Source organism: Escherichia sp. E13S3 (genome assembly GCF_004212325.1).
In the GTDB taxonomy this organism is placed as follows: domain Bacteria; phylum Pseudomonadota; class Gammaproteobacteria; order Enterobacterales; family Enterobacteriaceae; genus Escherichia.
The window spans coordinates 185,301-205,684 of the sequence record NZ_RHJR01000015.1 but is presented as its reverse complement, the minus strand read 5'-3'; the positions used below and the strand labels follow the sequence as shown (position 1 = coordinate 205,684).

Genomic DNA, 20,384 nt, shown 5'->3' with positions numbered 1-20,384 from the left:
AGCCTTATGACAATATGGGTGGACGCCGATGCGTGTCCCAATGTAATTAAAGAGATTCTGTATCGCGCGGCAGAACGTATGCAGATGCCGCTGGTGTTGGTGGCAAATCAGAGTTTACGCGTGCCGCCATCGCGGTTTATTCGCACGCTGCGCGTCGCGGCAGGTTTTGACGTGGCCGATAATGAAATTGTACGTCAGTGTGAGGCGGGCGATTTGGTGATAACCGCAGATATTCCTTTGGCAGCTGAAGCCATCGAGAAAGGTGCAGCAGCACTTAATCCGCGTGGCGAACGGTACACACCTGCGACTATTCGTGAACGTCTGACGATGCGCGATTTTATGGATACCCTTAGAGCCAGCGGGATCCAGACCGGAGGGCCAGATAGTCTTTCGCAACGTGACCGCCAGGCATTTGCGGCTGAACTTGAAAAATGGTGGCTGGAAGTTCAGCGTAACCGTTCGTAAATGTAATTTATTATTTACACTTCTTTATCACTCATTTCTTGTTATAGTAAGGAATGTATTGAAGTTCACTCCTTAAGTGGAATTATTTCTTTACAATCGAAATTGTACTAGTTTGATGGTATGATCGTTATTCTTACGAAACCGGCTTTCGCCGCATTGCGACCTTTTGGGGAAAACCCACGATGACACAACCTCTTTTTCTGATCGGGCCTCGGGGCTGTGGTAAAACAACGGTCGGAATGGCCCTTGCCGATTCGCTCAACTGTCGGTTTGTTGATACCGACCAATGGTTGCAATCACAACTCAATATGACGGTAGCAGAGATCGTCGAAAGGGAAGAGTGGGCAGGATTTCGCGCCAGGGAGAGCGCAGCTCTGGAAGCAGTAACTGCACCATCCACCGTTATCGCGACGGGTGGCGGTATTATTCTGACGGAATTTAATCGCCACTACATGCGTAATAACGGGATTGTGGTTTACTTGTGCGCGCCGGTGTCAGTGCTGGTAAATCGTCTGCAAGCAGCGCCAGAAGAGGATTTACGGCCAACACTCACAGGAAAACCGTTAAGTGAAGAAGTTCAGGAAGTACTGGAAGAACGCGATGCATTATATCGTGAAGTTGCGCATATTATCGTCGATGCTAACAACGAACCCAGTCAGGTGATCTCTGAAATTCGAACCGCTTTGGCACAAACGGCAAACTGTCATTGTCCTGGCACCTATACTTAATGTTCATCCCGTGAAATAAGGAAGAACAATGCCAACGAAACCGCCTTATCCCCGAGAAGCCAGAATTGTTACGGTAGAAAAAGGCCAGCAAGGACAGACTGTGACCTGGTATCAGCTGCGAGCCGATCATCCCAAACCAGACTCTTTGATCAGCGAACATCCTACGGCCCAGGAGGCGATGGATGCTAAAAAACGCTATGAGGATCCTGATAAAGAGTGACCGCATCAGACTGCTCGGAAGGGACTCTGAGTGCTATTACAACGGACCTGCATCACACTTTTCACAATTCATGTTTTTCAAATAATTAGAATATTAAACAATAACAATCCATTACTGGAACTATTGGGAATCTTTACATTATGCCGTGCGCGTCTGCTGCTACGCTTTTTTGCATTTGTAGCATCGGCAAGCGCCCGCTGTGGTGCTTAGTATTTGCCCGGTAATTAACGACGAAAAAGAAAGGTGGAAGACAATGAGCGCGTCGTTGGCGATTCTGACCATCGGCATTGTACCAATGCATGAAGTTTTGCCGCTTCTGACGGAGTACATTGACGAAAATAATATTTCCCATCATAGCCTGCTGGGGAAGTTAAGCCGCGAAGAGGTGATGGCGGAGTATGCGCCAGAAGCAGGCGAAGAAACTATTCTTACATTATTAAATGACAACCAGCTGGCCCACGTTTCACGCCGTAAAGTGGAGCGTGATCTACAAAGCGTGATTGAGGTACTCGATAATCAGGATTATGACGTTATTTTGCTAATGAGTACGGCCAACATTAGCAATATGACAGCGCGAAATACGATCTTCCTCGAACCTTTGCGCATTCTCCCACCGCTGGTTTCCTCCATTGTTGAAGGTCACCAGGTCGGTGTTATTGTTCCAGTAGAAGAGCTTTTGGCCGTTCAGGCGCAAAAATGGCAAATTTTGCAGAGAACACCACTATTTTCGCTGGGAAATCCCATTCACGATTCTGAGCAGAAAATCGTTGATGCCGGGAAAGAATTGCTGGCGAATGGGGCGGATGTCATCATGCTGGATTGTTTAGGATTTAATCAGCGTCATCGCGATTTACTGCAAAAAAAGCTCGATGTACCTGTTTTGCTCTCTAACGTATTGATTGCAAGGCTGGCGGCGGAATTGCTGGTGTAATTTTACGTGACAGTTAGCACCTTTGGCCCCTATAGTGAAGAAGATGTTAAACCACCTGACAGGGCCAGTTTATGCTTCAAAGTAACGAATACTTTTCCGGAAAAGTGAAATCGATCGGCTTTACCAGCAGCGATACTGGCCGCGCCAGCGTCGGTGTGATGGTTGAAGGTGAATACACGTTCAGTACTGCGGAACCCGAAGAGATGACGGTGGTCAGCGGGGCGCTGAATGTTTTACTGCCTGGCGCTACCGACTGGCGCGTGTATGAAGCTGGTGAAGTATTTAATGTTCCCGGCCACAGCGAGTTCCATCTGCAAGTTGCCGAACCGACCTCCTATCTGTGCCGCTATCTGTAATATCGCGCCTTCCCGTCTGAATGGGAGGGCATTTTTCTGAAATATTCCTTATTTCACGAATAATAAAATCTCCGTTGCTACTAATTTTTCTATTTTCGATATATTCATAATCTATCAAGGTTGATATTAATATCAGTGAAGATTATGAATAAAATAAAAATATTGATCATCTGTATGGTTGTATTTATTGCCACCGAAAATGTTTACGCTGCTGAGTGGATCACTAGCGATGATCTTATTAAGTCAGATTTCCATATCATGACCGCAGAAGAACGTAATGGAGTGAAAGAGGAAACCGATGATAGTATGGAAGCCTCTTATATGCTTAAAAATAACATTCGTTGGTATTATCATAATGGAGATTTATCAATACCCAGCAATTTTAGTAATAAGCATACCCTGGTGGTCAAGGGGAATTTAACCATTAATGGTGATTATGATGATTATTCGGCAGGTGATGGTCAACTCATTGTGTTAGGCAATGTAATTGTCGACAACTTTATTAATCATGATTTCGCATACGTCAAAGGTGAGATGCAAGCGAAAGGTTTAGTCTATGCTGATTATAATGATCATAACTTTGAAGTAATGAAAGGTATTACAGCTCGCGGAATTATTGTTTCAGACAAGGCGACGCAATTTGAGGTTAATAACGCTGAGTTTTATATCAACGAAGATACCAGCAATGAAAATTATGACTGGGATGCGAATATTCGAAAAGCGTATTCGCTGTTTGAGCCCGATCTCTATGAGATTACTGAAATTGAAACCGACAATGTTTTAAATGCCTATCCTGATTATGACAGCGTAGCGGCCAGTATTGTCCAGGGATTGCCGTTGTTTCGCGATAAACCTGTATCGGGGTTAAGTGAAAAATTGCAGTGGATTGAACAGGGCAAGGTCGAAAAATTTGCGGCAGGCAACGTTAAGCATGAAGATCCGCTGGTGGCGCGTTTTCTGACTCGCATGGAGAGTCTGCCAACCGATGTTATGCTGCAATTGCTACAGCATCCTGATGACCAGACACGAGAATATATGGCGCAGCGTTGGCCCGCCAGGCAAATGCATTTACTCACCGCACCTTTTATTAAAGACCAGGCAGTGGCGAAAGGACTGATTAAAAACAGCGATATTTCACCAGAAGTGAATGAAAAATTAATGTCGACTCCTGTCGAGAGCGTCCAACTCGAGCAGGCCAGACAGGATAATCTTTCTCCGGAAATCATTGCCCTATTAAGTCAGAGTCCGTTTCCGATTGTGCGTAAGACGTTAGTCAGCCAGTACGATTACGCGTGGCTGGCGCCAGCATCCGTAGTGGATGAGCTGATAAATAGCGATGATGATGAACTACGCGAACGAATTGCTGGTGCCGATTTGACTACACGACAAGCCGTGGTGCTGAGTAACGATCAATCACTTAAGGTCCGTGAAGCCGTAGCTCATGCCCTTGCGGAACTCAAAGTTACGCGGCTTTCTGCAAACATGAGTATTCCCGATATTGAACGTATTGCAGATCAAATGTATCTCGATAATAAAGACCATAAAAATATCGTTATGGCATTATTTATTGCTTTACCTGAAGCGCGCCAACTGTCGCTGGCAAAAGAAGATATACAATATTTACGTGAAGGTGCGCGTTATCTGACGTCAACTGAAGTGATTAACTATCTCCTGACACATCATGATAACCCCGCTGTCTGGAATGAATTAGCACACGATAAACTGCTGCCGTTGGAATACAAGAAAAAATTGTGGCAGCGCACATTGCAATTAATGATGAGCAAACGGCAAGAAGATCAGGAGCAGGCGTATGATATACAATTGGAACTGATTGATAATGGCATAGTAGATGAAGCAATGCTCAATGACGCCATCGATTTGCTGCCTGATTTACCAGCTGAATATCGTTACCGGATGCGCAATCAGTTATTTGATAAAAATGATTTACCCTCAGAGATTATTGCCCGTCTTGATAAGCAATATCGCTTTAATGCTGACTGGGCGCTGTCTGTTACAGACATGACAAATAGTAATCGTAGGCAGTGTGATAGAGGATTACGTCGCTGGAATGATGATGATAGCGTTATTTTAATCGAGCTGGATAAGCTGACAGATAAGCCTGATGATGAGTTTTGGCTGGCATTACTGCAAAGTCGGCATGAACAATTACGTAAAACGGCGTTGATTAATGCGCATACGCCGACTTCCGCATTCACAGCATTGGTTACACCGCAGGATCGTCAGGGAGCGATTGCCAATCCGCAACTGCCTGCTGAGGTGAAAACGGCGTGGTTAAAAGAGGATCCGTCATTACTGTTATTTGCCGATCATCCGGATCCACAACAATTACGTGAATTAGTTAAAACCGGATCGACACGGCAAATTCGTAGTGAAGCGCGCAATAAGCTTGAGGAATTAAAATGAGGTTACGGCGTAAAACACACAATATTGCAGCGTTAAAAATCATTACCCGACGTAGCGAATGATTAGATTAATGCCTGGCATGGCTTCGTACGCCGGATAAGACGCACCCAGGCGTCGCATCCGGCATTGAAGGCAAACCAGCTATTAACGTTGCGCTTCGCCACCCAATCCTTCGATCAGGTTTTGAATTAACGCTGCCAGTTCGCCGGTCATCAGGATGAAATCGGCGTCAAAGCGCTGGGCAAAATCTTCGCGGTCGATGTCTTCGTTTTGATCGCGCAGTTCGTCGCAGAACTTCAGGCGCTTGAGCGAACCATCGTCGCACATCACAAACTGAACGCGCTGCTGCCAGTCGAGCGCCAGTTTAGTCACCACTTTTCCGGCTTCAATGTGATTGGTGATCTCTTCGCTGGTCAGATCTTGTTTCTTCGCGCGGATCACACCGCCATCTTCCAGCAGCGATTTCAGCTCGGCTTCATCAAGCAGCTGGAAGCCCTGTGCCGCGCTACCGGAGCGTACCCATTCGGTAAGCGTCAGTTCAATCGGGTTTTCCATGCTCAATGGTACAACCGGTAACGACCCCAGGCTTTTACGCAGCAGTGCCAGCGTATCTTCCGCTTTTTTGGCGCTGGCGCAGTCCACCATAATCAAACCGTTCACCGTGTCGATCCACATCATGGTTTGGCTAAAACGGCTGAAAGCACGCGGCAGCAGAGAGTGCAGCACTTCGTCTTTCAGCGAATCTTTTTCGGTTTTCTTCAGCTTACGCGCTTGTTCAGCTTCCAGTTTGGCGATTTTCGCTTCCAGCGCCTGTTTAATGACCGGAGATGGGAGAATTTTTTCTTCTTTGCGCGCGCAGATAACAATTTGACCATTGGCAACGTGCGTTAACGCATCGCTGTGCGATCCCATCGGAGGAACCCAGCCCATCTTCGCCATATCCTGGCTGCCGCATGGGGTAAATGCCATCGAGGCTAGCTGTTTTTCCATCTCTTCTGCACGCAGCGAAATCTCGCGGCTAAGACGGTAAACCATTAAATTTTTGAACCACAGCATAATAATTTCCACGGCCTTGTCGTTAAATTTAGCGGGCATGATAACGAATTGTCGGCGGCCTTGCATTGCCAATCCGGTTGTCCGTCTCTACGCTATTGATATTGAAAAAAATAAGGAGAGTACCGTGCGTATAGGTATCGATTTAGGCGGCACCAAAACTGAAGTGATTGCACTGGGCGATGCAGGGGAGCAGTTGTACCGTCATCGTCTGCCTACGCCGCGTGATGATTACCGGCAGACCATAGAAACGATCGCCACGTTGGTAGAGATGGCGGAGCAGGCGACAGGACAGCGTGGAACAGTGGGGATGGGGATCCCAGGCTCGATTTCGCCTTACACCGGCGTGGTGAAAAATGCCAATTCAACCTGGCTTAACGGTCAGCCATTCGATAAAGACTTAAGCGCGCGGTTGCAGCGGGAAGTGCGGCTGGCAAATGACGCCAACTGTCTGGCGGTTTCGGAAGCGGTAGATGGCGCAGCAGCGGGAGCGCAGACGGTATTTGCTGTGATTATCGGCACGGGATGCGGCGCGGGCGTGGCATTCAATGGGCGGGCGCATATTGGCGGCAATGGCACGGCAGGCGAGTGGGGACACAATCCGCTACCGTGGATGGACGAAGACGAACTGCGTTATCGCGAGGAAGTCCCTTGTTATTGCGGTAAACAAGGCTGTATTGAAACCTTTATTTCGGGCACGGGATTCGCGACGGATTATCGTCATTTGAGCGGACATGCGCTGAAAGGCAGTGAAATTATCCGCCTGGTTGAAGAAAACGATCCGGTTGCTGAGTTGGCATTACGTCGTTATGAGCTACGACTGGCGAAGTCGCTGGCGCATGTGGTGAATATTCTCGACCCGGATGTGATTGTCCTGGGCGGAGGGATGAGCAATGTTGACCGTTTATATCAAACAGTTCCACCGCTGATTAAACAATTTGTCTTCGGTGGCGAATGTGAAACGCCCGTGCGTAAGGCGAAGCATGGTGATTCCAGCGGCGTACGCGGCGCCGCATGGTTATGGCCACAAGAGTAAAAAAACCAGGCAACTGGTGCATCATGCCTGATGCGACGCTTGCCGCGTCTTATCAGGCCTACAAAATAAGCAGCCCGTAGGCCGGATAAGGCGTTCACGCCGCATCCGGCAACAAGTAACGTGCACCGTGACTGCAACCTATCCCAGTGGTTTCGCCAGCACCGGACTCTCCGCTACTTGCTGGCGCTTATAGCGACCATACAGCAGCAATGAGGACATCGCAGCAAACGAAAGCAGGGCGGCGGGCAGCGCCACGTAATTATATGCCAGCCCCAGCGTCAGCATCATACCACCGCAATATGCGCCGACGGCGCTACCGAGGTTAAACGCTATTTGCCCACCTGCGGCACCTAATAACTCCCCACCTTTGGCATTTTGCAGTAACAATATTTGCAGCGGTGCTGAAAGGGCAAATAATCCCGCGCAACAAATAAAAGCAAAAATAAGCGACGTTGTTTTCATGCCGCCGCAGAAAAAGAGCATCAACAGTGCCAGCACAATAATAAAGTCAGTCACTGCCGCAATGCGTAGCGGCGAGTAACGTCCGGAAATCCGGCCACTTAGCATATTCCCCAGCACCATCCCCAGTCCGACCAGCATCATAATGAAGGTCATCGCCGTTTCCGAAAAACCGGAAATAAACATCATGTAAGGTTTAACGTAACTAAACCAGGCAAACACGCCTGCGTTGCCAAACATCGTGGCGGCGAAAATTAACCACGGGGCCGGGCTGCGCAAAAAGTGAAATTGTTCGCGCAGCTTTCCTTTCGCCTCGTCGCGAATATCCGGCACCCAAAAATAGACCGATGCCATCACCGCAATATTAAAAACAGCGATCAACAAAAAGGTGTAGCGCCAGCTAAATTCCTGACTTAAATACGTCCCCAGCGGAATGCCCAGCAAATTGGCGACTGTCATCCCGGAAACCATCCCCGCCACGGCGGCGGTGACTTTGCCGGGTTGGATAATTTTCGATAACACGATCGCGCCGACGCCAAAAAATGCGCCATGCGGAAAGCCGGATACCAGCCGACCAATGGCGAGCATCAGGTAAGACGAAGAGAGCGTGAACATGGCGTTGCCAATGACGCACAACGCCACCAGAAACAACAAGATATGTTTGAGTGAGTAGCGACTGGAAAAAAGCGCGATTATCGGCGCACCGACTACCACCCCCAGCGCATAATACGAAATCATATGCCCGGCGGCAGGAATCGAAATCCCCACATTATGCGCCAGCTCCGTGAGCACCCCCATAATGCCAAATTCAGACATCCCCAGGCCAAATGTGCCGAGTGCCAAAGATAAAATAACTTTTTTCATACCACCATCACAACCAACAGAGCAGCTACGAATCACCGTAGCCAATAAAGTGATAGCTTGCAGGATAACGACCAGTCGGGCCAAGAGATAATTCGCCCCTCTGTATTCATTATCCTGCTGAATAGTTATTTCACCGCAAACGCGCTTTCCAGTTTACTGTAGCCCAGTCCGTTGATCTTCTTCACTTTAATCTGCACCGGAATACGCTCTTTCATCGCTTCAACGTGGCTAATCACCCCGATGGTTTTACCACTGGCGTTCAGGGCATCCAGTGCGTCAAGGGCGGTATCCAGCGTTTCGCTATCCAGCGTGCCGAAACCTTCATCGAGGAACAGCGAGTCAATACGCGTTTTATGGCTGACCAGATCCGAAAGCGCCAGCGCCAGTGCCAGGCTCACGAGGAAACTTTCGCCGCCGGAAAGCGTACGGGTATCGCGTACCGCATCTGCCTGCCAGGTATCAACAACCTCGACCTCCAGCGCCTCGCTGGCTTTACGCTGTAACAGGTAGCGACCGTGCAGCCGGGTAAGTTGCTGGTTAGCCAGATGGACCAGATTGTCCAGCGTCAGCCCCTGAGCGAATTTACGGAATTTATCGCCCTCTTTGGAGCCAATCAGCGAATTAAGATATCCCCAGTCCTCAACCTGCTGCGTCGTCTGTGCAATTTGCTGCATTAAGGTTTGTTGTTGCTGACGGTTGTCTGCATCCTGCTTCAGCTGCTGGCGAATTTCCCCCTGGCGAGTGGTGTTTTCACGCAACTTTTGGTGAGTTTGCGCTAACTCTTGCTGAATCTGTTCCACCGTCACCGTGAGATCCAGCCCGCCAGGTCGGTGTTGCTGATGCTGTGCCAGCGTTTCAGCTGTCTGAGTGGCCAGCGCTTGCGCCTGACGACGATGGTTTTCCAGATTCTGTTTCAGCTGTTCCAGCTGCGTTAGTGATTGTTCATCCATTAACGCCGCAAGAAATGCCTGCTGATCGTCAAAAATGCTGTCCTGTAGCGCGGTGTCAAACTGCGCCTGAACTTTTTGCAGACTTTGCGCTGCCAGAACCTCCTGTTGCTGCAACGTTTGCTGCTGGCTTTTCAACGCGAGGCATTGTTCGTGAACTTGCCGCCAGTTTTCCAGCGCCACAGTTTCTTCGCTGTGCGGGAGCTCATCACTTTGCGGCAACGTTTCCAGAATCGGCGTAAGCTGCTGAATACGGGTTTGCAGCGCGGTTAATTCATTCTGGCGTTGCTGCCAGCTCTGCGCTTCTTGCTGACGTGTCGCCAACCAGCTCTCTTCTTCCTCTTCCTGTGGCAATGTCAGTGCGTAACCCGCCAATGCCGTTAAGAGTTGCTGCTGGCGTTGTTCAAGTTGCTGTTGATACTGGATAATTTGCTGATTATGCGCGGCTATCTGCCCTTGTAATTCATGCCGTTGGCTGAGTAACCGCAGCTGGCGTTCGTGCTCATCTTGTGCATCCAGCCACGGTTGAATATCGTCCTGCGGCTGCAAGGTGATATTGAGGCTGGCCGTGACGGCTTGCCATTGTTGAGTAAGTGCTTGCTCATCTTGTCGGAGGCTTTGCGCTTCGTTTTCATCGCGCTGAAGCTGCTTCGTTAATGCATCCAGTTGCCCACGTAGCGCCGCACCTTCTTCACCGAGCTTTTTCACTTCGTTTTCCAGCGCCAGTAATCGAGACTGATTAACGCCAGGCTCCAGCGCCTGATACGCCTCGACCGCCGGGTGGCTGGTGGAACCACAAAGTGGGCAAGGCTGACCTGCCTGTAACTGCGCGCGCTGGGCTTCCAGCGTTTTAATGCGCGCTTCCTGCTCGCAAATTGTTTTGACATCGGCAAGTTGCTGCGTCTTTTCTTTATAACGCTGGCGCATTTCGTTAAGTGCGGCATTACGTTGCGTCTGTTCCAGAGTGACATTCTGGATAGCGACCTGTAACTGCGCCAGACGTTTTTGTTGGGGAACAATCTGCCCATGCAGCGCAACCAGGCGTTGACGCAGTGGGCGTTGCTCAGCATGTTGCGCCTGGGCGCTAGCAACTTCATCGGCGGTTAACGTCAACGTGATCGCCGCAAGCGCATTAAGTTTTTGCTCAGCATGGGTTAACTGTTGCTGCCATTGCCGCAGATGCTCGCGATCGCTGGTTTGTTGGGAGAACTGCGCACGCCAACCCGCCAGTTCGTTGTTCCACTGACGGAAGCGGTCGTGTTCCTGTAACCAGGCATTCAGGCTTTGTTGCTGCTGCTGTAATTCTGCTGACTGTTTCGCCGCGTGGTGGCGAATGCTCGCGCGAAGCGCCATTGTGCTCTGTAAGCGAGTATTTACTTCTTCAATCTGCTGACGAGTATGCGTTAGCGCCGCGCTGTGTTCTGCGATGCGTTCCCAGTGCGGACGAAGATTTCGTGCCGGTTGCGCCAGGCTGAGGGCCGCCAGTTGCGGTTGTGCTTTTTCTTCCTCGGCTAACGCCTGTTGCAGTGCCTGCTGACGGCGACTGGCTTCCTGCTGCAACTCGTCCTTACGCGTTAACCAGTTAAGTGATTGTTGTTCTTGCTGCTGCGTAGTGAGTAACCGTTTCTCTTCGTCAGTGAGTACCTGCAAACTTTCTGTCAGCGATTTCAGCTGTTCTGGCGCTAATAACGCGACGCCGCTGGCCTGCGCTTGCAGTTTCTCCAGCTCAGTACGGGCCGATTTATGCTGTTCAAAAACCATCGCGGAGATTTGCCCGTAGATTTCGGTGCCGGTTAACTCCTCGAGCAATTCCGCGCGTTCTTTCGGTTTCGCATTGAGGAAGGCAGCAAATTGCCCCTGCGAAAGCAGCATCGAACGGGTGAAGCGCCCGTAATCCAGTCCGGTTAACGTCGCCGTCAGTTCCAGCTTATCTTTCACTTTGTCGGCGAGAATTTTGCCGTCTGCGCAGCGCGCCAGCTCTACGCGTGGCACCTGCAAATTACCGTCCGGCTGGTTACGCGCCCGATTCTGGCTCCAGAACGCGCGATACGCTTCACCTTTCACTTCAAATTCCACTTCCGCCAGACATTCGGCGGTATCGCGGGTCATGAGATCATTTTGTGATTGCGAAACGTTAGAGAGGCGCGGGGTTTCGTGATACAGCGCCAGACAAATGGCGTCCAGCAGGGTGGTTTTCCCCGCACCGGTTGGGCCGGTAATGGCAAACAGCCCGTTGCTGGCGAACGGCTCGCGGGTGAAATCAATCTTCCATTCGCCTTTTAATGAGTTCAGGTTTTTCAGGCGCAGGCTGAGAATTTTCATGCTTCGTGTTCTCCGGCGAGGGTCTGCAACGTCGTGGCGAAAAGATTCTGTAGACGTTGCTGCTGCGATTCATCCAGTTCTTCCAGTGCCAGACGGCGATTGAACACCTCTTCGACGCTGAGTTCGCTGAGGGTTTCACGCTGTTGGCTGGCTAACACACGCTCGCGCTGTTCACGACTCCGGCGTACCAGCAATACTTCGACAGGTAATGATTCGGTTAATGCCTGGATTTTGCGCTGAATATCATGCAGATACTCATCGGTAGTGATTTCGATATCCAGCCAGACAGGTGGCTCTTGTGATACATCGCGCCACTGTTCCAGCTGTTCGGTAATCGACGCCAGATCGCCTTTCAGCACCGCCATGGGTTGCGTTACCGGTACGTTCAGATTTTCCACGCTCTCTAATTTGCCGTTTGAAAATGTCACCAGATGGACATATTTACTCTTACCGCATTCATCAAAACTCAGTGGAATGGGGGAGCCGCAATAGCGAACATGTTCCATGCCGCCAATAATCTGCGCGCGGTGAATATGCCCGAGCGCGATGTAGTCGGCTGGCGGAAAGTTTTGTGCCGGAAACGCGTCCAGCGTGCCAATATAGATGTCACGCACGGCGTCACTTTTACTGGCGCCCACGGTCGTTAAATGTCCCGTGGCGATGATGGGCAGAGGCTGATCGCCGCGCAGTTTGCAGGCATCGGCATAGTGTTGTTGATAATAATCAGTAATAGCCGCCAGCAAATGCTGCTGTTTTTCAATACCGTTTAGCCCCGCCTGGCTGGTAATAATGTCACGCGGGCGTAAAAAAGGAATGGGGCACAGCACTGCGCCTGGCGTCCCGTCGCGATGAGGCAAGATTTGCGGCGCATGTCCGGCGCTGGCGACCACGGTAGTATTGAGGAACGCCATGATATCGCGCGATTCATTCAGCGTGGCGACCGAATCATGGTTTCCTGCCAGTACCACCAGATGACAGCCCGTTTGTTGTAAATTGACAACAAAACGGTTGTATAAAGTACGGGCGTAACTGGGCGGCGAACCGGTATCGAAAACATCACCGGCAACAATAATCGCATCCACCTGATGGGTTTGTGCTGTCTCCAGCAGCCAGTCAAGAAAAGCCTGATGCTCAGCTTCGCGGCTTTTACTGTAGAAGTTCTGGCCGAGATGCCAGTCTGAAGTGTGAAGGATGCGCATAACGATTCTCTGGCGAAAAAGCATGGGCGCGATTATACCCAAACAGGTGCGCTATTTGCTTTTTTCTGCACCACAGAAATCAATAACCTGAAGATATGTGCGACGAGCTTTTCATAAATCTGTCATAAATCTGACGCATAATGACGTCGCATTAATGATCGCAATCTATTTATTACAACAGGGCAAATCATGGCGAGACGTATTCTGGTCGTAGAAGATGAAGCTCCAATTCGCGAAATGGTCTGCTTCGTGCTCGAGCAAAATGGCTTCCAGCCGGTCGAAGCGGAAGATTATGACAGTGCTGTGAACCAACTGAATGAACCCTGGCCGGATTTAATTCTCCTCGACTGGATGTTACCCGGCGGCTCCGGTATCCAGTTCATCAAACATCTCAAGCGTGAGTCGATGACCCGTGATATTCCGGTAGTGATGCTGACCGCCAGAGGGGAAGAAGAAGATCGCGTGCGCGGCCTTGAAACCGGTGCGGATGACTATATCACCAAGCCGTTTTCGCCGAAGGAGCTGGTGGCGCGAATCAAAGCGGTAATGCGCCGTATATCGCCGATGGCGGTGGAAGAGGTGATTGAGATGCAGGGGCTAAGTCTCGACCCGACATCTCACCGGGTGATGGCGGGCGAAGAACCGCTGGAGATGGGGCCAACTGAATTTAAACTGCTGCACTTTTTTATGACGCATCCCGAGCGCGTGTACAGTCGCGAGCAACTGTTAAATCACGTCTGGGGAACCAACGTATATGTGGAAGACCGCACGGTCGATGTCCACATTCGCCGCCTGCGTAAAGCACTGGAGCCCGGCGGGCATGACCGCATGGTGCAGACCGTGCGCGGTACAGGATATCGTTTTTCAACCCGCTTTTAACGCCTTGCTCATCGGACGCAGAGCAGGGCTTATGATTTCTTAACTGGAGTATCTTACGTGCTGGAACGGCTGTCGTGGAAAAGGCTGGTGCTGGAGCTGCTACTTTGCTGCCTCCCGGCTTTCATCCTGGGTGCATTTTTTGGTTACCTGCCCTGGTTTTTGCTGGCATCGGTGACAGGACTGCTTATCTGGCATTTCTGGAATTTATTGCGCCTTTCATGGTGGCTGTGGGTGGATCGCAGTATGACCCCGCCACCGGGGCGTGGTAGCTGGGAACCGCTGCTGTACGGTTTACACCAGATGCAACTGCGTAATAAAAAACGCCGCCGCGAGCTGGGTAATCTTATCAAACGCTTTCGTAGCGGCGCGGAGTCGCTGCCTGACGCGGTGGTGCTGACCACGGAAGAGGGCGGTATTTTCTGGTGTAACGGTCTGGCGCAACAAATTCTAGGTCTGCGCTGGCCGGAAGATAACGGGCAGAACATCCTTAACCTGCTGCGTTACCCGGAGTTTACGCAATATCTGAAAACGCGTGATTTTTCTCGCCCGCTCAATCTGGTGCTCAACACCGGGCGGCATCTGGAAATTCGCGTCATGCCTTATACCCATAAACAGCTGCTGATGGTGGCGCGAGATGTCACGCAAATGCATCAACTGGAAGGGGCGCGGCGCAACTTTTTCGCCAACGTAAGTCATGAGTTACGCACGCCATTGACCGTGTTACAGGGTTACCTGGAGATGATGGATGAGCAGCCGCTGGAAGGCGCGGTACGCGAAAAAGCCTTGCACACCATGCGTGAGCAGACTCAGCGGATGGAAGGGCTGGTGAAGCAGTTGCTGACCTTGTCGAAAATTGAAGCCGCGCCGACGCAGTTGCTGAATGAGAAGGTTGATGTGCCGATGATGCTGCGCGTCGTTGAGCGTGAAGCTCAGACGCTGAGCCAGCAAAAACAGACACTTACCTTTGAGATTGATAACGGCCTCAAAGTGTCTGGCAGCGAAGACCAGTTACGCAGTGCGATTTCGAATCTGGTCTATAACGCCGTGAATCATACGCCGGAAGGTACGCATATCACCGTACGCTGGCAGCGAGTGCCGCACGGTGCCGAATTTAGTGTTGAAGACAATGGGCCGGGCATCGCACCGGAGCATATTCCGCGCCTGACCGAGCGTTTTTATCGCGTTGATAAAGCGCGTTCCCGACAAACTGGCGGTAGCGGGTTGGGGTTAGCGATCGTGAAGCATGCGGTAAATCATCATGAAAGCCGGCTCAATATTGAAAGTACGGTGGGCAAAGGTACGCGTTTCAGTTTTGTTCTGCCGGAACGTTTAATTGCCAAAAATAGCGATTAATCCGCCTTTGTCATTTTTTGTTGCCATAAGCCAGCCGATGCTGGCTTTTTTTCTTTGCAGTCAAAAAATGGGCGCTGAATTTTACAATGTCTGGTGATTTTTTGTTCGCATGATAAGCCATATCTTTTTCACGGAAATAGTGTTTTATACTGGCTGGTGATTTCTTATCGCTATATACCTCTGGTTTTTAGATCCCTCCTTGCTTTAAAACGTTATAAGCGTTTAAATTGCGCTTCAGGTGCTGTCATACTGACTGCATTCACGCGGTAAATCGAAAAACTATTCTTCGCCGCGCCTGGTTGGGAGTATTTCCCGCTAAAATTGTTTAAATATACCGCTGTATCATCCCCAGGGATTGGCACAAAATTTAACGTTACAACACCACATCCACAGGCAGTATGATTTATGACCCATCAGTTAAGATCGCGCGATATCATCGCTCTGGGCTTTATGACATTTGCGTTGTTCGTTGGCGCAGGTAACATTATTTTCCCTCCTATGGTCGGCTTGCAGGCAGGCGAACACGTCTGGACTGCGGCATTCGGCTTCCTTATTACTGCCGTTGGTCTGCCGGTATTAACGGTAGTGGCGCTGGCGAAAGTTGGCGGCGGCGTCGATAGTCTGAGTACACCAATCGGTAAAGTTGCAGGCGTGCTGCTGGCAACGGTTTGCTACCTGGCGGTAGGGCCGCTGTTTGCAACACCGCGTACGGCAACTGTCTCCTTTGAAGTGGGCATTGCGCCGCTGACGGGTGACTCCGCACTGCCGCTGTTTATCTACAGCCTGGTCTATTTCGCTATCGTTATTCTGGTTTCGCTCTATCCGGGCAAGCTGCTGGATACCGTGGGCAACTTCCTTGCGCCGCTGAAAATTATCGCGCTGGTCATCCTGTCTGTTGCCGCGATTGTCTGGCCTGCGGGTTCTATCAGCACGGCGACTGAGGCTTATCAAAACGCTGCGTTTTCTAACGGCTTCGTTAACGGCTATCTGACTATGGATACGCTGGGCGCGATGGTGTTTGGTATCGTTATTGTCAATGCGGCGCGTTCTCGCGGCGTTACCGAAGCGCGTCTGCTGACCCGTTATACCGTCTGGGCTGGCCTGATGGCAGGCGTTGGTTTGACTCTGCTGTACCTGGCGCTGTTCCGTCTGGGTTCAGACAGCGCGTCGCTGGTTGATCAATCCGCGAACGGTGCCGCTATTCTGCATGCTTACGTTCAGCACACCTTTGGCGGCGGCGGTAGCTTCCTGCTGGCGGCGTTAATCTTCATCGCTTGTCTGGTCACGGCGGTTGGTCTGACCTGCGCTTGTGCGGAATTCTTCGCCCAATACATCCCGCTCTCATACCGTACGCTGGTGTTTATCCTCGGCGGCTTCTCGATGGTGGTGTCTAATCTGGGCTTGAGCCAGCTGATTCAGATCTCTGTACCGGTGCTGACTGCCATTTATCCGCCGTGTATCGCACTGGTTGTATTAAGTTTTACACGCTCATGGTGGCATAATTCGTCCCGCGTGATTGCTCCGCCGATGTTTATCAGCCTGCTTTTTGGTATTCTCGACGGGATCAAAGCATCTGCATTCAGCGATATTTTACCGTCCTGGGCGCAGCGTTTACCGCTGGCCGAACAAGGTCTGGCGTGGTTAATGCCAACGGTGGTGATGGTGGTTCTGGCCATTATCTGGGATCGCGCAGCAGGTCGTCAGGTGACCTCCAGCGCCCACTAAATCACTGTAAATTTGTTTTAACCACGGGGCTGCGATGCCCCGTGGTTTTTTTATTGTGTTGATGGGTTAGGAATTGATGGAAAGTAAGAACAAGCTAAAGCGTGGGCTAAGTACCCGACACATACGCTTTATGGCACTGGGTTCAGCAATTGGCACCGGGTTGTTTTACGGTTCGGCGGACGCCATCAAAATGGCCGGGCCGAGCGTGTTGTTGGCCTATATTATCGGTGGTGTCGCGGCGTATATCATTATGCGTGCGCTGGGAGAAATGTCGGTACATAACCCGGCCGCCAGCTCTTTCTCGCGTTATGCGCAGGAAAACCTTGGCCCGCTGGCAGGTTATATCACCGGCTGGACCTACTGCTTTGAAATCCTTATTGTCGCCATCGCCGATGTAACTGCTTTCGGTATCTATATGGGCGTCTGGTTCCCGACGGTGCCGCACTGGATATGGGTGTTGAGCGTGGTGCTGATTATCTGCGCCATTAACCTGATGAGCGTGAAAGTCTTTGGTGAGCTGGAATTCTGGTTCTCGTTCTTTAAAGTCGCCACTATTATCATCATGATCGTTGCTGGTTTCGGTATCATCATTTGGGGGATTGGCAACGGCGGGCAACCGACCGGTATCCATAACCTGTGGAGCAACGGCGGCTTCTTCAGTAACGGCTGGCTTGGCATGGTGATGTCGTTGCAAATGGTGATGTTTGCCTACGGTGGTATTGAAATTATTGGTATTACCGCTGGTGAAGCTAAAGAGCCGGAGAAGTCTATTCCGCGCGCGATTAATTCAGTGCCGATGCGTATTCTGGTGTTCTATGTTGGTACGCTGTTCGTCATTATGTCTATCTATCCGTGGAATCAGGTAGGTACTGCTGGTAGCCCGTTCGTGCTGACGTTCCAGCATTTGGGGATTACCTTTGCCGCCAGCATTCTTAACTTCGTTGTGCTGACAGCCTCTTTGTCGGCAATTAACAGCGACGTGTTTGGTGTAGGCCGTATGTTGCACGGCATGGCAGAGCAGGGCAGTGCGCCGAAAATTTTCAGCAAAACGTCGCGTCGCGGTATTCCGTGGGTCACGGTGCTGGTCATGACTACCGCGCTGCTGTTTGCTGTGTATCTGAACTACATCATGCCGGAAAACGTCTTCCTGGTGATTGCCTCGCTGGCGACCTTCGCTACCGTGTGGGTGTGGATTATGATCCTGCTGTCGCAGATTGCCTTCCGTCGCCGCCTGCCGCCAGAAGAAGTTAAAGCGTTGAAATTTAAAGTTCCTGGCGGGGTGGCAACGACCATCACGGGGCTGGTTTTCCTGGTCTTTATCATCGGACTGATTGGTTATCACCCTGAAACGCGTATCTCTCTGTACGTTGGTTTTGCGTGGATTGTGGTGCTGTTGATTGGCTGGATGTTTAAACGCCGCCACGATCGTCAGTTGGCAGAAAACCACTAATTCCTGCCTTTTGTCGCCGGATCAGGAGCAAAACCTGATCCGGCTATTCCGAAAATTATCCGCCCCCGTCCTCCTCCCCCAAATATCCTTCAGATGATGAGTGATCCTGCATTAGGCTATGGCAAGGTGAACACATTTTCATCACAGGGGAATTATGATGTTAAATGCATGGCACCTGCCGGTGCCCCCATTTGTTAAACAAAGCAAAGATCAACTGCTCATTACACTGTGGCTGACGGGCGAAGAGCCGCCACAGCGCATTATGTTGCGCATGGAAAACGATAACGAAGAAACATCAATACCGATGCATAAACAGCGCAGCCAGCCGCAGCCTGGTGTGACGGCGTGGCGGGGAGCGCTCTCTCTCGTCACCGGGCAACCACGGCGGCGCTACAGTTTCAAATTGCTGTGGCACGATCGCCAGCGTTGGTTTACGCCGCAAGGTTTCAGCCCAATACCACCAGCACGGCTGGAACAGTTTGCCGTCGATGTGCCGGATATCGGACCACAATGGGCGGCGGATCAGATTTTTTATCAGATCTTCCCGGATCGTTTTGCCCGGAGTCTGCCTCGTAATGCCGATCAGGATCATGTCTATTATCATCACGCCGCCGGGCGGGAAATCATATTGCGTGACTGGGATGAACCGGTCACGGCACAGGCGGGCGGATCAACGTTCTATGGCGGCGATCTGGACGGGATAAGCGAAAAACTGCCGTACCTGAAAAAGCTCGGCGTGACGGCGCTGTATCTTAATCCGGTGTTTAAAGCACCCAGCGTGCATAAATACGATACCGAAGATTATCGCCACGTCGATCCGCAGTTTGGCGGCGACGGGGCGTTGCTGCGTTTGAGACACAACACGCAGCAGCAAGGAATGCGCCTGATGCTGGACGGCGTGTTTAACCACAGTGGCGATTCTCATGCCTGGTTTGACAGGCACAATCGCGGGACGGGCGGCGCTTGCCATAACCCCGAATCGCCCTGGCGCGACTGGTACTCGTTTCGCGATGACGGCACGGCGCTCGATTGGCTGGGCTATGCCAGCCTGCCAAAACTGGATTATCAGTCGGAAAGTCTGGTGAATGAAATTTATCGCGGTGAAGACAGCATTGTCCGTCACTGGCTGAAAGCGCCGTGGAATATGGACGGCTGGCGGCTGGATGTGGTGCATATGCTGGGGGAAGCGGGCGGGGCGTGCAATAATTTGCAGCATGTCGCCGGCATCACTGAGGCGGCGAAAGAAACCCAGCCAGAAGCGTACATTGTCGGTGAATATTTTGGCGATGCGCGGCAATGGTTACAGGCCGATGTGGAAGATGCATCGATGAACTATCGCGGCTTTACTTTTCCGCTGTGGGGCTTTCTCGCTAATACCGATGTCTCTTACGATCCGCAGCAGATTAACGCTCAAATCTGTATGACCTGGATGGACAATTACCGTGCCGGGCTTTCTCATCAACAGCAACTGCGTATGTTTAACCAGCTCGATAGTCACGATACCGCGCGATTTAAAACGTTACTCGGACGGGATGTTGCGCGTCTGCCACTGGCGGTCGTCTGGCTGTTCACCTGGCCTGGTGTGCCGTGTATTTATTACGGCGATGAAGTGGGGTTGGACGGCAATAACGATCCATTTTGTCGTAAACCGTTTCCCTGGGACCCGGAAAAACAAGATACGGAGCTATTCGCGCTGTACCAGCGAATGATTGCGCTGCGTAAGAAGAGCCTGGCATTGCGTCGTGGCGGCTGTCAGGTGTTGTATGCGGAAGATAACGTGGTGGTGTTTGTGCGTGTGCTCAATCAGCAGCGTGTGCTAGTGGCAATCAACCGTGGTGAAGCGTGTGAAGTGGTGCTACCCGCATCGCCGTTGCTTAATGTCGCGCAATGGCAATGCAAAGAAGGGAACGGACAACGGGTAGATGGGATCCTGGCGTTGCCCGCGATATCAGTCACGGTGTGGATGAATTAAT

At 51.1% G+C, this 20,384-nt stretch carries 16 protein-coding genes; 12 read left to right on the top strand and 4 right to left on the bottom strand.

Annotation, left to right across the window (positions count from 1 at the left end):
* The first annotated feature begins 6 nt into the window (after positions 1-6).
* The 6 genes from D9597_RS15525 (at position 7) to D9597_RS15500 (ending at position 5,124) form a co-directional block, all read left to right on the top strand.
* Positions 7-465, top strand: coding sequence for a YaiI/YqxD family protein (locus D9597_RS15525; protein ID WP_130223265.1), 459 nt, complete (start codon positions 7-9; stop codon positions 463-465).
* A 182-nt stretch (positions 466-647) separates the two neighbouring features.
* On the top strand, positions 648-1,193 hold the full coding sequence (gene aroL / locus D9597_RS15520) for a shikimate kinase AroL (RefSeq protein WP_130223263.1): 546 nt from the start codon (positions 648-650) through the stop codon (positions 1,191-1,193).
* Positions 1,194-1,221: 28 nt separating this feature from the next.
* Entirely contained in the window at positions 1,222-1,413 is a 192-nt protein-coding gene (gene yaiA, locus D9597_RS15515) for a protein YaiA (protein WP_130206195.1), read from the top strand.
* 253 nt (positions 1,414-1,666) lie between these two features.
* Entirely contained in the window at positions 1,667-2,344 is a 678-nt protein-coding gene (locus D9597_RS15510; RefSeq protein ID WP_130206197.1) for an AroM family protein, read from the top strand.
* A 71-nt stretch (positions 2,345-2,415) separates the two neighbouring features.
* Entirely contained in the window at positions 2,416-2,700 is a 285-nt protein-coding gene (ppnP, locus tag D9597_RS15505; protein WP_064527100.1) for a pyrimidine/purine nucleoside phosphorylase, read from the top strand.
* A gap of 144 nt (positions 2,701-2,844) precedes the next feature.
* Positions 2,845-5,124, top strand: a complete 2,280-nt coding sequence (locus tag D9597_RS15500) for a DUF2773 domain-containing protein (RefSeq protein ID WP_130223261.1) — start codon at positions 2,845-2,847, stop codon at positions 5,122-5,124.
* 144 nt (positions 5,125-5,268) lie between these two features.
* Here D9597_RS15500 and rdgC read toward each other — a convergent pair whose 3' ends face one another.
* Positions 5,269-6,180 carry a recombination-associated protein RdgC gene (gene rdgC, locus D9597_RS15490; protein ID WP_130206205.1) on the bottom strand — a complete coding sequence of 304 codons (912 nt, stop codon included), beginning with the start codon at positions 6,178-6,180 and terminating at the stop codon, positions 5,269-5,271.
* Between the two features lie 124 nt (positions 6,181-6,304).
* Between rdgC and mak the strand changes: the two genes are divergently transcribed.
* Positions 6,305-7,213 (top strand): fructokinase, encoded by a 909-nt coding sequence (gene mak / locus D9597_RS15485; RefSeq protein ID WP_130223259.1) that lies wholly within the window; start codon positions 6,305-6,307, stop codon positions 7,211-7,213.
* Positions 7,214-7,351: 138 nt separating this feature from the next.
* Here mak and araJ read toward each other — a convergent pair whose 3' ends face one another.
* From araJ to sbcD, 3 genes are all read right to left on the bottom strand, one after another.
* Positions 7,352-8,536 carry an MFS transporter AraJ gene (araJ, locus tag D9597_RS15480; protein WP_130223325.1) on the bottom strand — a complete coding sequence of 395 codons (1,185 nt, stop codon included), beginning with the start codon at positions 8,534-8,536 and terminating at the stop codon, positions 7,352-7,354.
* Between the two features lie 125 nt (positions 8,537-8,661).
* On the bottom strand, positions 8,662-11,805 hold the full coding sequence (sbcC, locus tag D9597_RS15475) for an exonuclease subunit SbcC (RefSeq protein ID WP_130223257.1): 3,144 nt from the start codon (positions 11,803-11,805) through the stop codon (positions 8,662-8,664).
* Positions 11,802-13,004 (bottom strand): exonuclease subunit SbcD, encoded by a 1,203-nt coding sequence (gene sbcD, locus D9597_RS15470; RefSeq protein WP_130223255.1) that lies wholly within the window; start codon positions 13,002-13,004, stop codon positions 11,802-11,804. Before sbcD ends, sbcC begins: the two co-directional genes overlap by 4 nt.
* A gap of 189 nt (positions 13,005-13,193) precedes the next feature.
* Between sbcD and phoB the strand changes: the two genes are divergently transcribed.
* The 5 genes from phoB to malZ all read left to right on the top strand — a co-directional run bounded on the left by phoB (position 13,194) and on the right by malZ (position 20,383).
* A complete protein-coding gene (gene phoB, locus D9597_RS15465) occupies positions 13,194-13,883 on the top strand; it encodes a phosphate response regulator transcription factor PhoB (protein WP_000113933.1) in 690 nt (229 codons plus the stop codon).
* Positions 13,884-13,940: 57 nt separating this feature from the next.
* Positions 13,941-15,236 carry a phosphate regulon sensor histidine kinase PhoR gene (gene phoR / locus D9597_RS15460; protein ID WP_130223253.1) on the top strand — a complete coding sequence of 432 codons (1,296 nt, stop codon included), beginning with the start codon at positions 13,941-13,943 and terminating at the stop codon, positions 15,234-15,236.
* Positions 15,237-15,641: 405 nt separating this feature from the next.
* A complete protein-coding gene (gene brnQ, locus D9597_RS15455; RefSeq protein WP_130206217.1) occupies positions 15,642-16,961 on the top strand; it encodes a branched-chain amino acid transporter carrier protein BrnQ in 1,320 nt (439 codons plus the stop codon).
* Between the two features lie 76 nt (positions 16,962-17,037).
* Positions 17,038-18,411, top strand: coding sequence for a proline-specific permease ProY (proY, locus tag D9597_RS15450; RefSeq protein WP_130223251.1), 1,374 nt, complete (start codon positions 17,038-17,040; stop codon positions 18,409-18,411).
* A 154-nt stretch (positions 18,412-18,565) separates the two neighbouring features.
* Positions 18,566-20,383: a maltodextrin glucosidase gene (gene malZ, locus D9597_RS15445; protein ID WP_130223249.1), complete on the top strand. Its 1,818-nt coding sequence runs from the start codon at positions 18,566-18,568 to the stop codon at positions 20,381-20,383.
* Position 20,384 lies beyond the last annotated feature (1 nt).